This is a genomic window from Herbidospora yilanensis, from assembly GCF_001570565.1.
GTDB classification, from domain to species: Bacteria; Actinomycetota; Actinomycetes; order Streptosporangiales; family Streptosporangiaceae; genus Herbidospora; species Herbidospora yilanensis.
On sequence record NZ_BBXE01000033.1, the window covers coordinates 73,964 to 91,608 of the forward strand.

Consider the following 17,645-nt stretch of genomic DNA (forward strand, 5'->3'; position numbering starts at 1 on the left):
GCCTGGTCGGGGGGCCGGCCAGGCGGAGCCGTAACGGAAGAAGGTTCGGTCAGTCGCGGAGGCGGGCGCGCAGGGCGGCGGTGTCGTCCCCGGTCCAGGCGTGCTCCGCGAGCCAGCCCATCGGGCCGCCGTAGCGGGTGTCGAGGATGTCCAGGAAGTGCTCGATGTACTCCGCGCGCGGGACGTGGCTGTCGGCGGGCTTGGAGTCGAGGTCGACGCGGTAGGTGTCGCTCGACCGGAGGCGTTCCAGGATGGCGGCGATGCGTTCGCCGGTGGCGACGTAGTCGGCCACGATGGCCTCCCTCGTCACTCCGGCGATCTCCTGGGCCAGGGCGCACAGGACGCCGGTGCGGTCCTTGCCGGCGGCGCAGTGGACCAGCGCGGCGCCGTCGCCGTGGGCCATCACGCGGAGCGCGGCCACCACCGAGTCGGGGCGGTCGCGCAGGTAGCCGTAGTAGTGGCCGGTGACCCGCAGTTCGGGGTCGAGGCGCTCGGCGTCGGCCCACGGGAGGGCGCGCTCGTCGATCTCGGCCTCGTCGGGGTCGTCGCTGGCCGCGTCGGTGAACAGGCCGCCCTCGGCGAAGAGCGTGTGGTGGTGGATCTCCACGGCCGCCTCGCCGGTGAGGGGGCCGGGGCCCTCCAGCCGGACCTCGGTGTTCGACCGCAGGTCGATGACGTGGCGCAGCTTCAGCTCCGCCACCAGCAGGTTCACGTCGGCCGGAGTCAGGCTCTGCAGGTTGTCGCCGCGCAGGACCCGGCCGGAACGGGTGACGCCGCCGTCAACGGTCGGCAGGCCCCCCAGGTCCCGGACGTTGACCGCGCCTTCGAGAACTATCCAACGCCCATTCTCATTCATCACTTATGAGCCTATCTGGTAGCTAATGTCAGTCACATGGCCCCTATATGAACCTTCCGTACCCCATCAGCGGGGCGGTCTGGCCTGGTCGAGGGCCTCCTGGGCGCGGCGGGCGCCCGACTCGTTGCCCAGGTGCAGGTAGATGTCCAGCGCCCGGCGGGCGGGCTCGTAGGCCTCGCTCAGGCGGCCGGCCCGGATCAGCACTTCGGCCTCCGTGCGCAGGCACCGCGCCTGCCACCACCGGTCGCCGAGGGCCTCGAAGTCGTGTACGGCCCCCCGCAGCATGCCCACCGCCTCGTCGACCCGGCCCAGGCGTTCCAGCACCCGTCCCTCGCTGACCTCCGACCGGGCCACGCCCCAGGAGTCGCCCAGTTTGGCCAGCATCTCCTTGGCGTCGCGCACGTTGGCGTGCTCGGTGAGCATGTTCGAGGGGTCCCCGATCTCCCCGGCGGCGCGCAGGCTGCGGGCCTGCTCCCACTCCTCGCCCCGGTCCCGGAAGGAGCGGATGGCGAACCCGAGCGCGTTGCCGGCCAGCACGAAATTGCGTTCGGCCGCGTGGACGTCGCCCCGGGTCAGCAACATCCGGGCCTCGGCGCCCAGCACCTCGCCCAGGGCCCGCTGGGTCTGCGCCTCGGAGTAGCGGTTGCCGGCCCGCTGGAAGGTGCCGAGCGCCTCCTCCAGCAGTTCCCGGGCCTCGGTGTAGCCCCGCTGGGCCAGGCGGAGTTCGGCCAGGTTGCGCTGGGTGCGGGCGGTCCACCAGCCGTCTCCCCCCGCCTTGAAGGCGGTGATGGCGCCGATCAGGTACTCCTGGCCCCGGTCGAGGTGGCCGCTGGTGAACAGGGTCATGCCGACCGCGCGCATGGCGCGGGCCGCCCACCAGGCCTCGTTCTGCTCGGTCAGCAGGTCGAGAGCGCGCTGGGCGTCCTTCAGCGCCTCCTCGCCGCGCCCCACTCCCCCGGCGACGGCCGCGCGTTCGAGCAGGGCGATGCCGAGGGCGCGGGGGTCGTCCATCCGTTCGGCCGCGTCGCAGATGACGTCGGCGACGGCCTGCCAGTCGGACCAGTAGGCCCGCAGCGAGTGGCACAGGGAGCAGAAGGCGCGGCCGATGCCCCAGGCCAGGTCCCACATCTCCTCGGCCTGGGCGGTCTGCACGGCCGACAGCAGCGACAGGCGTTCGGCGGAGAACCAGGTGCCCGAGGTGACCTCGGGGCTCTTCAGGACGCGGATGGCCGAGCCGGAGGCCTCGATGCGGGGCCACGTGATCTCCTCAGCCGGGCGGGTGGTGGGGTGCGAACCGGGGCGGGGGCTCCAGTCCTGCGGCCAGCGGATGGCGGCGGCGGCCTCGGCGCGGCGGCGGTAGCCGTACAGGACGCGTTCCATGGCGGCGTGCCGGGCGGGGGCGTGGTCGGCGCGCTGTTCCTGGGCGAACAGGCGGACCAGGTCGTGGAGGCGGTAGCGGGTCTGGCCGGTCAGGTCGCGGCCGGTCACCTCGGCGAGGTGGCTGGCCACGAGCGCCTCGATCTGGTCGGCGCCGTCGGTCTCGGAGACGTCGAGCAGGTCGCCGGCCACCCAGTCGGGCACGTCGGGGGCGGGGAAGCGGGCCAGCAGGCGTAACAGGCGGCGCTGGGTGCCGGTGCACTCGTCGTAGGAGAGCTGCACCGAGGCCCGGACGCTCTTGTCGATCTCCCGGCCCACTTCGAGCTGGTCGAGGCGGCGGCGTTCGTCTTCGAGGCGGTCGTACAGGTCGGAGAGGGACCAGTGGGTCCGGGTGGCCAGGCGGCCGCCGCAGATGCTGATGGCCAGCGGCAGCCGGTCGCAGGCCCGGACGATGCCGAGGGCGGCGTCGAGGTCGGCCGCCACCCGCTCGGAGCCCGCCAGGCGGGCCAGCAGCTCGACGCCCTGGGCCTCGGTGAACGCCTGCACCTGCGCGTCGTAGGTGTTGCGCAGCATCAGCGACTTGCGCGAGGTGACGATGACGGCGCAGCGCGGCTCGGTCGGGATCAGGTCCTTGATCTGGTCGCCGTCCTGGGCGTTGTCGAGGAAGATCAGCAGGCGCCGGCCGGTGGTCCACGTCCACCAGAGCTTCTGCAGTTCCCGCAGGCTGCCGACGTCGGTGGTGAGGCGGGCGCCCAGCGCCCGCAGGAAGGCCATCAGCACCTCCTCCGGCCGCACCGCGCCGTCGGCGCCGCGCAGGTCGAAGTAGAGCTGGCCGTCGGGGTGGCGGCCGACCATCTCGTGGGCGAACCGGGAGGCCAGCGCCGACTTGCCGACGCCGCCCTGTCCGTAGAGGGACGCCACGATCGGGGAGTCGCCGTCGCGCCCGGCGAACAGGTCGCGCAGCTCGGCCAGGAGGTCGGCGCGGCCGGTGAAGTGGGCGATGACCGGCGGGAGCTCGGCCGGGATGGGCGTGCCGCCCGGTTTGGCCCTGCGCTCACGGCGGCCGGACGGGTCGGCGGTGGCCCAGGCGAGCACCCCGGCGAGCACGGCGGCCACCCCGGTGATGCCGATCCCGGCCACGACCGGGAGGTCCCAGATGTTGGTGACGGCCGCCATGGCGCTGGCGACGGCGGCCACGACCCCGACGGCGGCCGGGGCGGCGACGGACGAGCGGCGCGTCGACGGCAGGCGATCGTCGTCGTCGCGGGGAGCTTCCGACATCCTGGGTGTCCCCTCACGAAAGTGATCTAGTCAGGATTCAAGCACGCCTGTCACCATTCATCCGCAACCAACCGTCTCCTGGGCTAAATGGCCGTAATGTATGGCGTCTCAGAGATCGAACGTTCAGGGGAGAGGGATGTCGCGGCCGGTCGTCCGAGTGATCGTTCTGATATCGGTGCTGGTCGCGGGGTTAACCGCGCCAGCGCAGGCCGCCGCCGCGCCGAGGAATCACCTGGTGGGCACCTGGTCGGCCGCGACCGACCGGCTGCCGACCGCGATCGGCGGGCAGACCGTGCGCATGATCGTCCGGCTCTCCGCGGGCGGCTCGGGCCTGCGCGTCCGGTTGTCGAACCTGTACGGTTCGGCCCCGATCGTCCTGCGGTCGATCCACGCCGGCCTCCAGGCCTACGGCGCCGAGATCGAGACCGGCACCAACGAGCCGGTGCTGTTCAACCGCCGCGACTACGTGCGCATCCCGGCCGGCAAGGCGGTGTGGAGCGACCCGCTGCCGAAGCGGTACGCCGCCGGGAGCGACCTCGTCGTCAGCCTGTTCGTCCCCGGCACCCACACGCGGGTGACGGGCCACGAGAGGGCCTACGCGACGACCTTCCTGTCCGACCCCGGCGACCACGCCGCCAAGGACGACGGGATGCGGTTCAGCTACACCAGCACCCAGTGGTACTTCCTCGACCGCGTCGCCGTCACCGCCTCCGCGAAGGTGCCCGCGATCGTCGCCATCGGCGACTCGCTCACCGACGGCGCAGGCCAGCCCACCGACTCCAACCGCCGCTGGACCGACTTCCTCAGCCAGCGGCTCAGGGGCCGGGCCTCGGTGCTGAACGTGGGCATCTCGGGCAACCGGCTGCTCCAGCCGGTGACCGGCGCGAGCGTGCTCCAGCGGTTCGGCCGCGACGCCCTCGGCCAGCCGGGGGTGAAGACCGTCGTGGTGTTCTCGGGCATCAACGACATCTGCAAGGGCGACTACACCTCGGCGGCGCCGCTGATCAACGCGTACAAGAGGCTGATCACGCTGGCCCACCGGCAGAAAGTGCGGGTCGTCGGCGCCACGCTGACCCCCTTCTACGGCTACCCCGCGTGGAGCGAGGAGCGGGAGGCGGTGCGGCAGCAGGTGAACAGGTGGATCCGCACCAGCGGGGCGTTCGACGCCGTGGCCGACTTCGACGCGGCGCTGCGCGACCCCACCTACCCCGACCAGTTGCGCGCCTCCTACGATTCGGGCGACCACATCCACCTGAGCGACGCGGGCCGGCGGAAACTGGCCTATTCACTTCGGTTGTCCCAGATCGTCTGAGACGTCCGGTTAACGGGCGGGCCACCGCCGCTTAAGCGCTGGTTCACGCGCCTTCGCCACGCTTTCACGCATGCACAACAGGACCCTCCTCGTCACTGGCGCGCTCGTCGCCGGGCTCCTCGCCGCCACCCCCGCGGCGGCGACCCCCCACAAGGGCATCACGCTGCAGTTCCTCGGCCGGTACACCACCGGCGCCTTCGACGCGGGCGCGTCGGAGATCACCGCGTACGACGCGAAGACCCGCCGGGTCTTCGTCGTCAACGCCCAGGACGGCACCGTGGACGTGCTCGACATCCGCGACCCGAGGGCCCCCAGGAAGGCCGGCACCCTGCAGACCCCCGGCGCCAACAGCGTCGCCGTCAAGAACGGCCTCGTCGCCGTCGCCCAGCAGGCCGACGACAAGACCAGGCCCGGGACGGTCGGCCTCTTCTCGGCCGCCACCCTGAAGAGGCTCCGGTCGGTGACCGTCGGCGCGCTGCCCGACATGGTGACCTTCACCCCCGACGGCTCGAAGGTGCTCGTCGCCAACGAGGGCGAGCCGTCCGGCTACTGCGACGGCGACGTCGACCCCGAGGGCTCGATCAGCATCGTGGACGTCCGCCGCGGCTCGGTGAAGACGGCCGACTTCAAGAAGTACATCGGCAGTGAGGACCGGCTCCGCGCCCAGGGCGTCCGCGTCTACGGCCCCAAGGCGAACGCCGCCCAGGACTTCGAGCCCGAGTACATCACCACCGACCGGCACGGCCGCACCGCCTGGGTCTCGCTCCAGGAGAACAACGCCCTCGCGATCGTCGACCTGCGCTCCGGCCGGGTCGAGGACGTCGTGCCGCTGGGCCTGAAGGACCACAACCGCCCCGGCGACGGCCTGGACGCCTCCGACAAGGACGGCAAGATCAACATCGTGCCGCGCCCGGTCAAGGGCATGTACCAGCCGGACGCGCTGGCCTCCTACGAGTCGCACGGCCGCACCTACATCGTGACCGCCAACGAGGGCGACGCCCGCGACTGGGAGTGCTTCGCCGAGGAGGTCCGCGTCAAGGACCTCAAGACGACCCTCCCCGACGCGCTCAAGGCCGACGCCGAGCTCGGCCGGCTGACCGTCACCTCGACCTCGCCGAAGAACGCCGAGGGCGTCACCACCGAACTGCACGCCATGGGCGCCCGCTCCATCTCCGTCCGCGACGCCGGCGGCCGACTCGTGTGGGACTCGGGCGACCAGATCGAGCGGCTCGTCGCCAAGGAGCTCCCGGCCGAGTTCAACGCCGACCAGGAGAACAAGACCTTCGACTCCCGCAGCGACAACAAGGGCCCCGAGCCCGAGGGCGTGGCCGTCGGCGACGTCAGGGGCCGCACCTACGCCTTCGCCGGCCTGGAGCGCGTCGGCGGCGTCGTCGCCTTCGACGTGACCGACCCCCGCCACCCGAAGATCGCCGACTACGTCAACAGCCGGAACTTCGCCGGCGACGTGGAGGCCGGCACCGGCGGCGACTCCGGCCCCGAGGGCGTGCTCTTCGTGCCCGCCTCCGACAGCCCGACCCGCAAGCCGCTGCTCGTGGTGGGTCACGAAATTTCCGGTACGACGGCGATCTACGAGATCCGCTGACGGTCTACCGTTTGGGGCATGGTGACCCCGCTCGACCCCGACGACCCGCGCTCCCTGGGCGAATACCGGCTGACCGGACGCCTCGGGGAGGGCGGCCAGGGGGTCGTCTACCTGGGTGTGGCGCCGGCGGGCGGCCCCGTGGCGGTGAAACTGCTGCGCGGGGCCGACGACGGCGTCCGCCACCAACTAGGCCGGGAACTGGCCGCCCTGCGTGACGTGGCCCCCTTCTGCACGGCCCGGGTGCTGGCGGCCGACCTGTCCGGCCGGCGGCCCTACGTGGTCTCCGAGTACGTCGACGGGCCCTCGTTGCAGGAGCGGGTCTCCTCCGGCGGCCCGCTGAACGGCGGGGAGCTCGACCGGCTCGCCGTGGGGACGGCGACGGCTCTGGCGGCCATCCACGCGGCCGGGGTGGTGCACCGGGACTTCAAGCCGGGCAACGTGCTGCTGGGCCCCGACGGGCCCCGGGTGGTCGACTTCGGCATCGCCCGGCCGAGCGAGAGCGAGACCATCACCGGCGGCCCCATCGGGACCCCCTCCTACATGGCCCCCGAGCAGATCGCGGGCCGCCCGGCGTCGGCGGCCTCCGACGTGTTCGCGTGGGGCGCGACGATCGTCTACGCCGCGACGGGCCGGGCGGCGTTCGGGGCCGACTCGGTGGCGTCCGTGCTGCACCGCATCATGACGGTCGACCCCGACGTGTCGGGCGTGCCCGCGCCGCTGCGCGGACTGGTGGCGCGGTGCGTGAGCAAGGACCCGGCGGCACGGCCGTCGGCGCGCGACGTGCTGCTGACGCTGGTGGGGGCGGCCCCCGACCCGTTACGCGCGGGCGAGGCCGCGGCCCACGGCGGCCCCGGATTCGACGGGCCCGCTTTCGGCCGGGGTTCGAGTGACCCCGCGCCCGGCCTCTGGGCCGACGATCCCGATCGCCGACGGTTCACCGAGCCGCCCCCGTGGGCGGCGCATCCGGCGCCGGCAGGCGCGGCGTCCGGCGCGCCTCAGCACTCGACCCGGGGACCCGCCTCATCCGATGCCACCCTGCCACCGGCCCACGCCAACCGGAAGGCGCTCGCGTTCGCCCTCGCCGCGCTCGGGGCGGCGCTGTTCGCGGTGGCGGTCATCGTCGTCCCGCCGCTGCTCGCGCCCGACCGCGAACCGGAGACCACCACGGTCAGGTCGACGCTCACCCCGGCGGCCGAGGAGACGCCCGCCACCGCCGAGACCTCCGCACCGTCAGGCTCCGGCATACCCGAGGCGTTCGCCGGGCGGTGGGAGGGGCGCATCGTGCCGTCCAACCCCGTCATGAGCGAGCACGACGTCTCCATCGACCTCGACGCGGGCGAGACCACCGGCGAATGGTCCGAGGACCCGTGCGAGGGCACCCTCACGCTCACCAAGGCCTCGGCCGAATCGGCCGAGTTCCGGCTCGACGGGCTCGGGGGTCAGTGCGTGCCGGGGACCGTGGTGCTGACGCTGAAGGGCGGTCAGGCCGAATACGTCTGGAACGACGACCTCGGCCTGGTCTCCTACACCGGGACGCTGACGCGGAAGTAGCTCACCGGATTCCGAGACTCTCGATCAGCGCGCCCATGCCGCTGCCGGGATCACGGTCCAGGAGGCCGCACGCCGCACCGACGCGGGCGTGGGTGCAGTCGTTGGCCGCGCATCTCTTCTCCAGACTCCGGGCGCGGCCGGCCGCGGCGACGATGTGCGGAGCCAGGTCGGCCGCCCGCGCCTCGGTGACGCGTTTGTCGCGCCCGAACTTCGACCAGGGCTCCCTCTGGTTGAGCCGTCGGACAATCTCCTGGCTCGAACCGTTCAGCGGGACGTCGTATCCGGCGAAGTGGAGATATAACCAAAAATCGAAGGAGGGGTGCGGTTGGTCCGGTCAGGGCTCACCGGCGGCCTCGCTGATCCCGCGTGCCAGCTCTCCCGGAGCGACCCGTGGAGTGCCACCGTAACGGCCCACGAGATAGCCGCGTTCTAGGTTCTCATCCTTTCGCGGAGGCGGCTGAAGGCCGGAGACGGCGTAGAGCTCAGTGGCGCCCGACGCGTCCTTCTCGGTCATCCAGACCGCGTCGCGGTCGAGTACGCGCCCACCGCCGGGGAGCGGGCGCAAGAGGGTCGCATCGTGGGTCGTGAAGATCAGCTGTGCACCCGCCCGGTTGACTTCAGGGTCTTCGAACATCCGGATGACCTCGGCGACCATGACCGGATGGAGGCTGGCGTCCAGCTCGTCGACGAGCAGAGCCGAGCCCTGATCGAGGGCACGGATGAGGTGACCGAGCATGACGAACCAGGTCCGCGTCCCAAGTGACTCCTGATTGAACCGCAGCGACTTGGCACCGTGGAGGAAATAGATCTCGCCCTCGTCAAGCGCCCGCGAGTCGAGACCCGTGATTCCTCTGTCGGCGATGGCCAGCAGCCGGATGATCCGGTCGCGGTAGGCGCTGTCGCGGGCCAACCTGGCCGTGTACATCAACGGTCGACTTCTCCGGAACCGCGTTTCCAGTGGCGCACCCAGCACCCTGAGACTCGCCCTGAACCATTCGAACACCGTCACGAGCTGCTCGTTGTTCCACTCTGCGGCCACCGTGAGGAACAACGCGTCCGGGCGTGTCCTACGGACGAGATCCTGCTTGTCGCCCTTGAGATAACCGGAGAACTGGTAGTCGTCGTCGACGCGATCGAACCAGGCTTGCCGTCGGCCCCGCGGGTAGGCGTGCAACCACTCTCCCCGCACCCGTTCGTCATCGATTTCGAATCCGTAGGTGTAGCGGATGCCGTCGATCTCCAGATCGACCTCGAAGTAGGACGGCGTGCTCGCGATGGTGTCATCGAGCGCGAACGCGACCCGCCGCTCCAGGTCGGTCTTGCTGAACCAGGACACGCTGTCCAGCACTGCTCGCTGCATATATGCCAGACCGCTGAGAACATTGGTCTTGCCGGAGGCGTTCGCGCCGTAAATGGCCACCACGGGCAGCGCGGAGAGCGTCCGCCCCGCTTCTCTGATGGCCAGTGGGCGTGCGGAACCGCCGTTCAGGTCGGTGGCAATCAGCGACAGCTGCTGTTCGTCGCGCAACGACAACACGTTGGCCAGCCGGAGGTTGAGCAACATGACAGAGGCCTCCCCGGCACAAGAATAGCCCTCTCATGCGGGATTCCCGCACGAGAGGGCCTGAAATCATCACGCAAGCCGCTCCGCCAGTTCGGTGAGGCTGTCGACGATCAGGTCGGCCTTCGCGGCGTCGTCGCGGCGGGCGTGCAGGTGGCCCCATGGTCCCCGCCGCAGCAGCGCCGCCTTCATCCCCGCCGCCAGGGCCGGCAGGACGTCGTTGTCCATCCGGTCGCCCACGTAGAGGATCTCCTCGGGCGCGTGGCCGGTGACGGCCAGGACCTTGGCGAAGAACTCCGGGGCGGGCTTGGAGACGCCCCAGCCGGCGCTGGTGTAGATGCCGTCGTGGGGCAGGTCCATGACGACGAGCTGGTCGTAGGCCTGGATGGGCTGGTTGCCGGCGATGACGACCCGGTAGCCGGCGTCGCGCATGGCGGCCAGGGACGGTCTCACGTCGGGGTAGAGGTCGTCGGCGTCGAAGTTCTCGCGCAGGCCGTCGGGGTCGTCCTTCTTCCAGGCGGCCAGTTCGGCGGTGATGTCGCGGCCGGGGGCGACGAGTTCGAAGGCCTGGCGGTAGGACCCGCCGGTGGCGGCCATCGCGCCCAGGGCGCCCATGAAGGTCAGCGGGGTGACGCCGAGGCGCTTGGACCAGCGCCACCAGATGCGCGACTCGTCGATGAGGGTCTCGCCGACGTCGAGCACCACGGAGCGGATCATCATAGTTGGGCCATCGCCTTTCTGATGCGTTTCTCCGACACGGGGGTCGGGGTGCCCAGTTGCTGGGCGAAGAAGCTGACCCTGAGTTCCTCCAGCATCCACCTGATCTCGCCTGCCGCGGGGGCGGTCCGCCGGGCCGGGGGCAACCCCGCGACCAGGTCGCGGTAGTCGTCTTCGAGGTCGTGGATCTGGTGCATCAGGGTGCGGTCGCGGTGGACGTCGTCGGGCAGCTTCTCCAGCCGCCGTTCGACGGCCCGCAGGTAGCGGTGCAGGTCGGGGAGGCGCTGGTAGCCGGTCTCCAGCACGAAACCCGGATAGACCAGCGACGAGAGCTGGTCGTTGACGTCGGCCACGATGTCGGGCGGGCCCTGGAGCCGGTTCTGGACGGTGTGCCAGACGCCCAGCACCTTCTCCACCCTGGTCACCGTCTCCCAGGTCACGGCGTAGAGGTCGGCGCGGACCTGGTCGAGCAGGGCGGTGAAGGCCGTCTCGTCCCAGGCCGGGCCCTTGGCGTCGGCGATGAGCCGGTCGGCGGCGCAGGCGACGCAGTCGTCGAACAGGGCCGGGGCGCCGCCGTGGGGGCTGCGGGACAACGACAACTTCTCGGCGGTCGACAGGCCGCGCAGGATCTGCTTGGCGGGGTTGACCACGTTGAGCAGCACCAGTCGCCGGGTGCCGGCCCACATGGCGCGCTCCTGTTCGGCCGCCGTTTCGTACATGCGGACCGCGACGCTGGTCGTCTGGTCGGTCAGCGCCGGGTAGGCCTTGAGGCGGCCCTGTTCGAAGACCTTCGGGAGGGTGCCGATGGTCCACGACGTGAGGCCGGTCCGTTCGAGGGTGTCGGCCGCCTCCGACAGGGTTTCGCGGATCTTCGGGGCCAGACGGCGCTTGAGGCTCTGGAGGTCCTTGTCCTCGGCGACCGTGCGGCGGTTGTCGTCGACGACCCGGTAGGTGACCCGCAGGTGGTCGGGCAGGGCCTCGACGTTCCACGCGTCGCGGGGGACGGCGACGCCGGTCTGCCGCAGCAGTTCCCGTTCGAGGGCGTCGAGGAGGGGCTCGCTGCCGGGCCTCACCTGGGCCAGCACGGCCTTGGCGTAGTTGGGGGCCGGGACGAAGTTGCGGCGCAGGTGCTTGGGCAGCGACCGGATCAGGGCGGTGACCAGTTCCTCGCGCAGGCCGGGGATCTGCCAGTCGAGGCCGGTGTCGGTCACCTGGTTGAGCACCGACAGCGGGACGTGGACGGTCACGCCGTCGGCCTCGGTGCCGGGTTCGAACTGGTAGGTCAGCCGCATGCGGTGGCCGCCCTGGCGGACGGCGTCGGGGTAGTCCTGGGCCGAGACGCCGGAGTTCTCGTTGACCAGCATCTCGGGCGTGAAGGTCAGCGACGACTTGTCGGGCTGTTTCTTCCACCACGTGTCGAAGTGGGCGCCGGAGACGACGTCGTTCGGGATGCGCTGGTCGTAGAAGTCGAAGAGGGTCTCGTCGTCGACCACGATGTCGCGGCGGCGGGCCTTCTCCTCCAGTTCGGCGGCCTCGGCGAGCAGCTTGCGGTTGTCGTGGAAGAAGCGGTGGTGGGTGCGCCAGTCGCCCTCGACCAGGGCGTTGCGGATGAACAGCTCGCGGGAGAGCTCGGGGTCGATGCGGCCGTAGTTGACCTTGCGCTCGGTGACGATCGGGACGCCGTACAGGGTGACCTTCTCGTAGGCCATCACGGCGGCCTGGTCCTTCTCCCAGTGCGGTTCGCTGTAGGTGCGTTTGACCAGGTGCTGGGCCAGCGGCTCGATCCACGACGGCTCGATCTTGGCGTTCACCCGCGCCCACAGGCGGCTCGTCTCGACCAGTTCGGCCGACATGACCCACTGGGGCTGCTGCCGGGCCAGGGCCGAGCCGGGGAAGATGGCGAAGCGCGCGTTGCGGGCGCCGATGTACTCGGTCATCGGGCGGCGGCCGCCCGGCTGGTCTTTCTTGGCGACGTCCTTCACGCCGATGTGCGACAGCAGGCCCGCCAGCAGCGACAGGTGCACCCGCTGCGGGTCGGCGTCGGCGGTGTTGAGGACCACGCCCAGGGTGCGCGCGACCGAGCGGAGCTGGGCGTCGATGTCCTGCCATTCGCGCACGCGCAGATAGTTGAGGTATTCGGCCTTGCACAACCGCCGGAACGCGCCCGACGACAGTTCCTTCTGCTGTTCGCGCAGGTAGCGCCACAGGTTCAGGTAGGTCAGAAAGTCGGATTCCTTGTCGGCGAACCGGCGGTGCTTCTCGTCGGCGGCCTGCTGCTTGTCGGCGGGGCGCTCGCGCGGGTCCTGGATCGACAACGCCGCCGTGATGATCATCACTTCGCGGGCGCAGCCGTTGGTCTGGGCCTCCAGCACCATCCGGGCCAGGCGGGGGTCGACCGGGAGCTGGGCGAGCTTGCGGCCCATCGGGGTGAGCCCCTTGGCGTCGAGCGCGCCGAGCTCCTGGAGCAGGTTCACGCCGTCGTTGATCTGGCGTTTGTCGGGCGGCTCGACGAACGGGAACGCCGAGATGTCGCCCAGGCCCAGGCTGGTCATCTGGAGGATCACGCTGGCCAGGTTGGTGCGCAGGATCTCGGGATCGGTGAACTCCGGGCGTCCCGTGAAGTCGTCCTCGCCGTAGAGGCGGATGCAGATGCCGTCGCTGGTACGCCCGCAGCGGCCCTTCCGCTGGTTCGCCGACGCCTGGGAGATGGGCTCGATGGGGAGGCGCTGCACCTTCAGACGGTGGCTGTAGCGGGAGACGCGGGCGGTGCCGGGGTCGATGACGTATTTGATGCCCGGCACGGTCAGCGAGGTCTCGGCGACGTTGGTCGCCAGCACGATCCGTCTGCGTGAGCCGCGCTGGAAGACCTTGTGCTGCTCGGCGGCCGACAGGCGGGCGTAGAGCGGCAGGACCTCCTCGCGGCGGCCCTTCAGCGCCTCGGCGGTGTCGCGGATCTCGCGTTCGCCGCTGAGGAAGACCAGGATGTCGCCCGGCCCCTCGGCGACCAGTTCGTCGACGGCGTCGACGATGGCCTGGGTCTGGTCGTCCTGCTCGTCTTCGATCGGGCGGTAGCGGACCTCGACCGGGTAGGTGCGGCCGCTGACCTCGATGATCGGGGCGTCGTCGAAGTGGCGGGAGAAGCGTTCGGGGTCGATGGTCGCCGAGGTGATGACGACCTTCAGGTCGGGGCGCTTCGGGAGGAGCTGCTTCAGGTAGCCGAGGATGAAGTCGATGTTGAGGCTGCGCTCGTGGGCCTCGTCGATGATGAGGGTGTCGTACTGGCTGAGGAAGCGGTCGGTCTGCATCTCGGCCAGCAGGATGCCGTCGGTCATGAGCTTGACCAGCGTGTTGTCGCTCGACTGGTCGGTGAACCTGACCTTGTAGCCGACCGCCTCGCCCAGCTCGATGTCCAGCTCTTCGGCGATGCGCTCGGCGACGGTGCGGGCGGCGAGGCGGCGTGGCTGGGTGTGCCCGATCTGCCCTTGTACGCCCCTCCCGAGCTCCAGGCAGATCTTGGGGAGCTGGGTGGTCTTGCCCGACCCCGTCTCCCCCGCGACGATCACGACCTGGTTGTCGCGGATGGCTTCGAGCAGGTCGTCTCTGCGCTGGCTGACCGGCAGTTGCGCAGGGTAACCGATCACCGGCAGCGCCTCGCGGCGGGCGGCGACCCGTGCCTCGGCGGTCTCGACCTCGCCGGACAACTCGGTGAGGATCTTCTGGCGGGCCTTGGGGTCGCGTACCTTGCGCACGCCGTCGACACGGCGGCGCAACCGCCGCTGGTCGCGCAGCATCAGGCCGGACAGGCGGGTCTGGAGATCGGAGAGCGTGTTCATCCCATCCTCAAGGATAGGCAGCCTGCCCGGCCCTCCAGCCAATGGTTTTTACCCGGCGTACTTGTAACCCACGTTACGCACCGTGACGATCCGGCCCGCGTGGCGGCCCAGCTTGCGGCGGAGGCGCAGGATGTGGACGTCGACCGTGCGGGCGCCGGCGTCGTCGTAACGGTCCCAGACGGCGGCCAGGAGCTGGCGGCGGTTGTAGACGCGGCCCGGCGCGGCGGCCAGGTAGTCGAGCAGTTCGAACTCGCGGTAGGTCAGGTCGATCTCGGCGCCGTCGGCGGTGACGGTGCGGCTGTCGCGGTCGATCTCGATCTCGCGCTGGGGGCGGGGGGCCCGGCCCGTGTCGCCGACCAGGTAGCCGACCACGACCAGGGAGGCGCCCGTCTCCGGCACGGGGATGACGCCCAGCACGGCGCCTTCGCCGGGGTCGGCTCCGGCCGTGTCGCGCTGGCGAGCCATGAGATCGATGACTGTCGCATGGGTCATGGTCGTCCCCTTTCCTCGTAGTTACCGAGAACAATACCACCTATACAAGTAGGAATTAAGGGTTGGAGGTCCGGGCATGTGCGGCACTTTGGCGGGTAGCAAGGCGCGCGTGAAGACGATCGCTGTTGTCGCGCATCAGAAGAAGACGCTCGGCGGGGGTCTCGACCGCCTCAGGTCGCTGCTGGCCGAGCACCATGACGGTGAACTGCTCTGGTACGAGGTGCCGAAGAGCAAGAAGGCCCCGAAGGCCGCCAGGGCCGCCCTGAAGAAGGGCGCGGAACTGGTCTTCGTGTGGGGCGGCGACGGGACCGTGCAGCGCTGTGTCGACGTGCTGGCCGGGTCGAAGGCCGCGGTGGCGATCCTGCCCGCCGGCACCGCCAACCTCCTGGCCCGCAACCTGGGCGTGCCCACCGACCTCGAAGAGGCGGTCCGGATCGGGTTCCACGGCCGGCGCGAGCGGCTCGACCTCGGCAGGCTCAACGGCGAGCACTTCGCCGTGATGGCCGGGGCCGGCTTCGACGCCGAGATGATCGCCGACGCCGACCGGGGCATGAAGGACCGGATGGGCAAGCTCGCCTACTGGTGGACGGGCCTGCGGCACGCCGGTTCCAGCGTGGTCGCCACGAGCATCGACCTCGACGGCGAGCGGTGGTTCGAGGGCGACGCGTCCTGCGTGCTGTTCGGCAACGTCGGCACGGTCGGCGGCGGCATCGAGGCGTTCGACGACGCCAAGCCCGACGACGGGTGGCTGGAGGTCGGCGTGTCCACGGCCAAGGGGCCGATCGAGTGGGCGCGCACCCTCGGCCAGATGTCGTCGGGACGGTCGGACGAGTCGCCGTTCCTGCGCATCACCCGGGCGCGGAAGGTGACGGTCCGGTTCGCGGAGCCGACGACGTACGAGATGGACGGCGGCGCCCGCGGCCGGGCCGCCAAGCTCAAGGTCAAGATCGTCCCGAAGGCGATCACCTTCTGCGTGCCGGAGGCGGCCCCCTACGCGAAGAGCGCCTGACCACACCCTGCGGGGTGCTGCCCGATCTCCAGGTCAGCACCCCGTGACGTAATAACGGCCCGGCCGGCTCCATCTGGCCGGGGCCCCGGATCAGCCCTTCGTCCGGCGCGACCCGGACGACCTCTTCGGCGTCGCCGAACGGCGCGTGGTGCCCCCGGCAGAGCGGGCGGTGCGGCGCGCGGCCGACCGCGAACCGTTCGCCGGACTGCCGTTCGAGCGGCTCGCCGAGCTCCGGACGGAGCTGGTCGACCGGGACCGCGACGTCCGCGCGGCCGGCGTAGAACGGCTCGACGCCGAACGGCTCGACGCCGAACGGCCCGAAGTCGAACGGCCCGAAGTCGAACGGCCCGAAGTCGAACGGCTGGTCGAGGTTCCGTTCGAGCGCGTCGTGGAGGTCGAGCTCGAACGCGGCGTGGACGTCCGCGAGGCCCCGGTCGAGCGGGCCACGGGAGTCCGCGAGGTGCCGGCCGCACCGGAGGAGGTCGCACGGCCCGTGGTCGAGCGCCCGGTGGCCGAGCCGCCCGTGGTCGCACGCCCCGTGGTGGCACGACCTGTAGTCGAGCGACCCGTAGTCGCACCTCCTGTGGTCGAGCGACCCGTGGTCGAGCGGCCCGTAGTTGCCCGGCCTGTAGTCGAGCGCCCGGCGGTCGCACGGCCTGTAGTCGAGCCGCCCGTGGTCGAGCGGCCTGTGGTCGCGCGGCCTGTAGTCGCGCCGCCCGTGGTTGCCCGGCCTGTAGTCGCACGGCCTGTAGTCGAGCCGCCCGTGGTCGAGCGGCCTGTGGTCGCGCGGCCTGTAGTCGCGCCGCCCGTGGTTGCCCGGCCTGTAGTCGCACGGCCTGTAGTCGAGCCGCCCGTGGTCGAGCGGCCTGTGGTCGCGCGGCCTGTAGTCGCGCCGCCCGTGGTTGCCCGGCCTGTAGTCGCACGGCCTGTAGTCGAGCGCCCGGTGGTCGCACGGCCGGTGGTCGCACGGCCTGTAGTCGAGCGTCCGGTGGTGGCACGTCCCGTGGTCGCACGGCCGGTGGTCGCACGTGCTGTGGTGGTCCGTGAGGTGCCCGTTCGGGAGGTTCCGGTCGTGCGGCCCGGGGTGGTCCGGGGTGTGCCGGAAGAAGCGGCTCGGCGGGTCGTCGTGGCGCCGGACCTGGTCGTCGTGCCGCGGGTCGGGGTGGTCGCGGCGGACCGGCGGGCGGCGCTGCGCGTCGCGCCCGTGGTGGCGCGGGCGACGCGGGGTCTCGACGCGGTCGTGGTGGTGCGGCGCGCGGTGGTGCGGCGCGTGGTCGTGCGCGGCTGCGGGGCCATGGTCTCCTCGGCGGCCAGGGCCGCGCCGACGATGCCGGCCTCGTTCAGGAGCATGGCGGGGACGACCGGGGTGCGCAGGTCGACCATGGGCAGGTACTTGTCGCTCCTCTTGCTGATGCCGCCCCCGATGACCATCAGGCCGGGGCTGAAGAGCATTTCCATGTGGCGCAGGTACTGACCGATGCGCTTCGCATATTTCTGCCATGACATGTCGCGTTTGTCGCGGGCGGCGTCGGACGCCCTCGACTCGGCTTCCTTACCCTTGAGTTCGAGATGGCCGAACTCGGTGTTGGGCACCAGCTTGCCGCCCACGAAGAGGGCGCTGCCGATGCCGGTGCCGATGGTGAGGACCAGGACGACGCCCTGGTTGTTCTTGCCCGCGCCGAAGGCCATCTCCGCCAGACCGGCGGCGTCGGCGTCGTTGATGACCATGACGCTGTCGAGTTTTCTCCCGAACAGCTTGTTGGCGTTGACGCCGATCCACGACTTGTCGACGTTCGCGGCGGTCCGGATGACTCCGTCGACCACCACCCCCGGGAACGTGATGCCGACCGGACCGGTCCACTCGAAGTGGTCGACGAGTCTGGCCACGACCTCCGCGATCGCCTTCGGCGTGGCCGGCTGCGGGGTCGGAATTCGGTGGCGCTCCGCCGTGAGTTCGCCCGTTTTCGTGTCAACGGGCGCGCCCTTGATTCCGGAGCCGCCGATGTCGATGCCGAGAACGTTCATACTCGGAGCGTTACCCGGAGGAATCACC

At 70.9% G+C, this 17,645-nt stretch carries 11 protein-coding genes; 4 read left to right on the forward strand and 7 right to left on the reverse strand.

Annotated features, from left to right (window positions below):
- Positions 1-49: 49 nt before the first annotated feature.
- Positions 50-856, reverse strand: coding sequence for a tyrosine-protein phosphatase (locus AW273_RS26315; protein ID WP_062353486.1), 807 nt, complete (start codon positions 854-856; stop codon positions 50-52).
- Between the two features lie 66 nt (positions 857-922).
- Entirely contained in the window at positions 923-3,514 is a 2,592-nt protein-coding gene (locus AW273_RS26320) for an ATP-binding protein (protein ID WP_062353489.1), read from the reverse strand.
- Positions 3,515-3,671: 157 nt separating this feature from the next.
- On the opposite strand from AW273_RS26320, the gene AW273_RS26325 reads away from it, so the two are divergent.
- The 3 genes from AW273_RS26325 to AW273_RS26335 all read left to right on the forward strand — a co-directional run bounded on the left by AW273_RS26325 (position 3,672) and on the right by AW273_RS26335 (position 7,980).
- Positions 3,672-4,826 carry an SGNH/GDSL hydrolase family protein gene (locus tag AW273_RS26325; protein WP_198168368.1) on the forward strand — a complete coding sequence of 385 codons (1,155 nt, stop codon included), beginning with the start codon at positions 3,672-3,674 and terminating at the stop codon, positions 4,824-4,826.
- 70 nt (positions 4,827-4,896) lie between these two features.
- Positions 4,897-6,429, forward strand: coding sequence for a choice-of-anchor I family protein (locus tag AW273_RS26330; protein WP_062353495.1), 1,533 nt, complete (start codon positions 4,897-4,899; stop codon positions 6,427-6,429).
- 18 nt (positions 6,430-6,447) lie between these two features.
- Positions 6,448-7,980: a serine/threonine-protein kinase gene (locus AW273_RS26335; RefSeq protein ID WP_062353498.1), complete on the forward strand. Its 1,533-nt coding sequence runs from the start codon at positions 6,448-6,450 to the stop codon at positions 7,978-7,980.
- A gap of 334 nt (positions 7,981-8,314) precedes the next feature.
- On the opposite strand, the gene AW273_RS26340 is transcribed toward AW273_RS26335, so the two are convergent.
- The 4 genes from AW273_RS26340 to AW273_RS39205 form a co-directional block, all read right to left on the reverse strand.
- Entirely contained in the window at positions 8,315-9,544 is a 1,230-nt protein-coding gene (locus AW273_RS26340; RefSeq protein WP_062353501.1) for an AAA family ATPase, read from the reverse strand.
- A 69-nt stretch (positions 9,545-9,613) separates the two neighbouring features.
- Entirely contained in the window at positions 9,614-10,258 is a 645-nt protein-coding gene (locus AW273_RS26345; RefSeq protein ID WP_062353504.1) for an HAD family hydrolase, read from the reverse strand.
- Positions 10,258-14,091: an ATP-dependent RNA helicase HrpA gene (hrpA, locus tag AW273_RS26350; RefSeq protein WP_062353506.1), complete on the reverse strand. Its 3,834-nt coding sequence runs from the start codon at positions 14,089-14,091 to the stop codon at positions 10,258-10,260. Before hrpA ends, AW273_RS26345 begins: the two co-directional genes overlap by 1 nt.
- Positions 14,092-14,139: 48 nt before the next feature.
- Positions 14,140-14,583, reverse strand: a complete 444-nt coding sequence (locus tag AW273_RS39205) for a winged helix-turn-helix domain-containing protein (RefSeq protein ID WP_062353508.1) — start codon at positions 14,581-14,583, stop codon at positions 14,140-14,142.
- A 109-nt stretch (positions 14,584-14,692) separates the two neighbouring features.
- Between AW273_RS39205 and AW273_RS26360 the strand changes: the two genes are divergently transcribed.
- Entirely contained in the window at positions 14,693-15,592 is a 900-nt protein-coding gene (locus tag AW273_RS26360) for a diacylglycerol/lipid kinase family protein (RefSeq protein ID WP_232327600.1), read from the forward strand.
- A 90-nt stretch (positions 15,593-15,682) separates the two neighbouring features.
- Here the strand turns inward: AW273_RS26360 and ppgK are convergent, their stop codons facing one another.
- Positions 15,683-17,617, reverse strand: coding sequence for a polyphosphate--glucose phosphotransferase (ppgK, locus tag AW273_RS39395; RefSeq protein WP_198168370.1), 1,935 nt, complete (start codon positions 17,615-17,617; stop codon positions 15,683-15,685).
- Positions 17,618-17,645 lie beyond the last annotated feature (28 nt).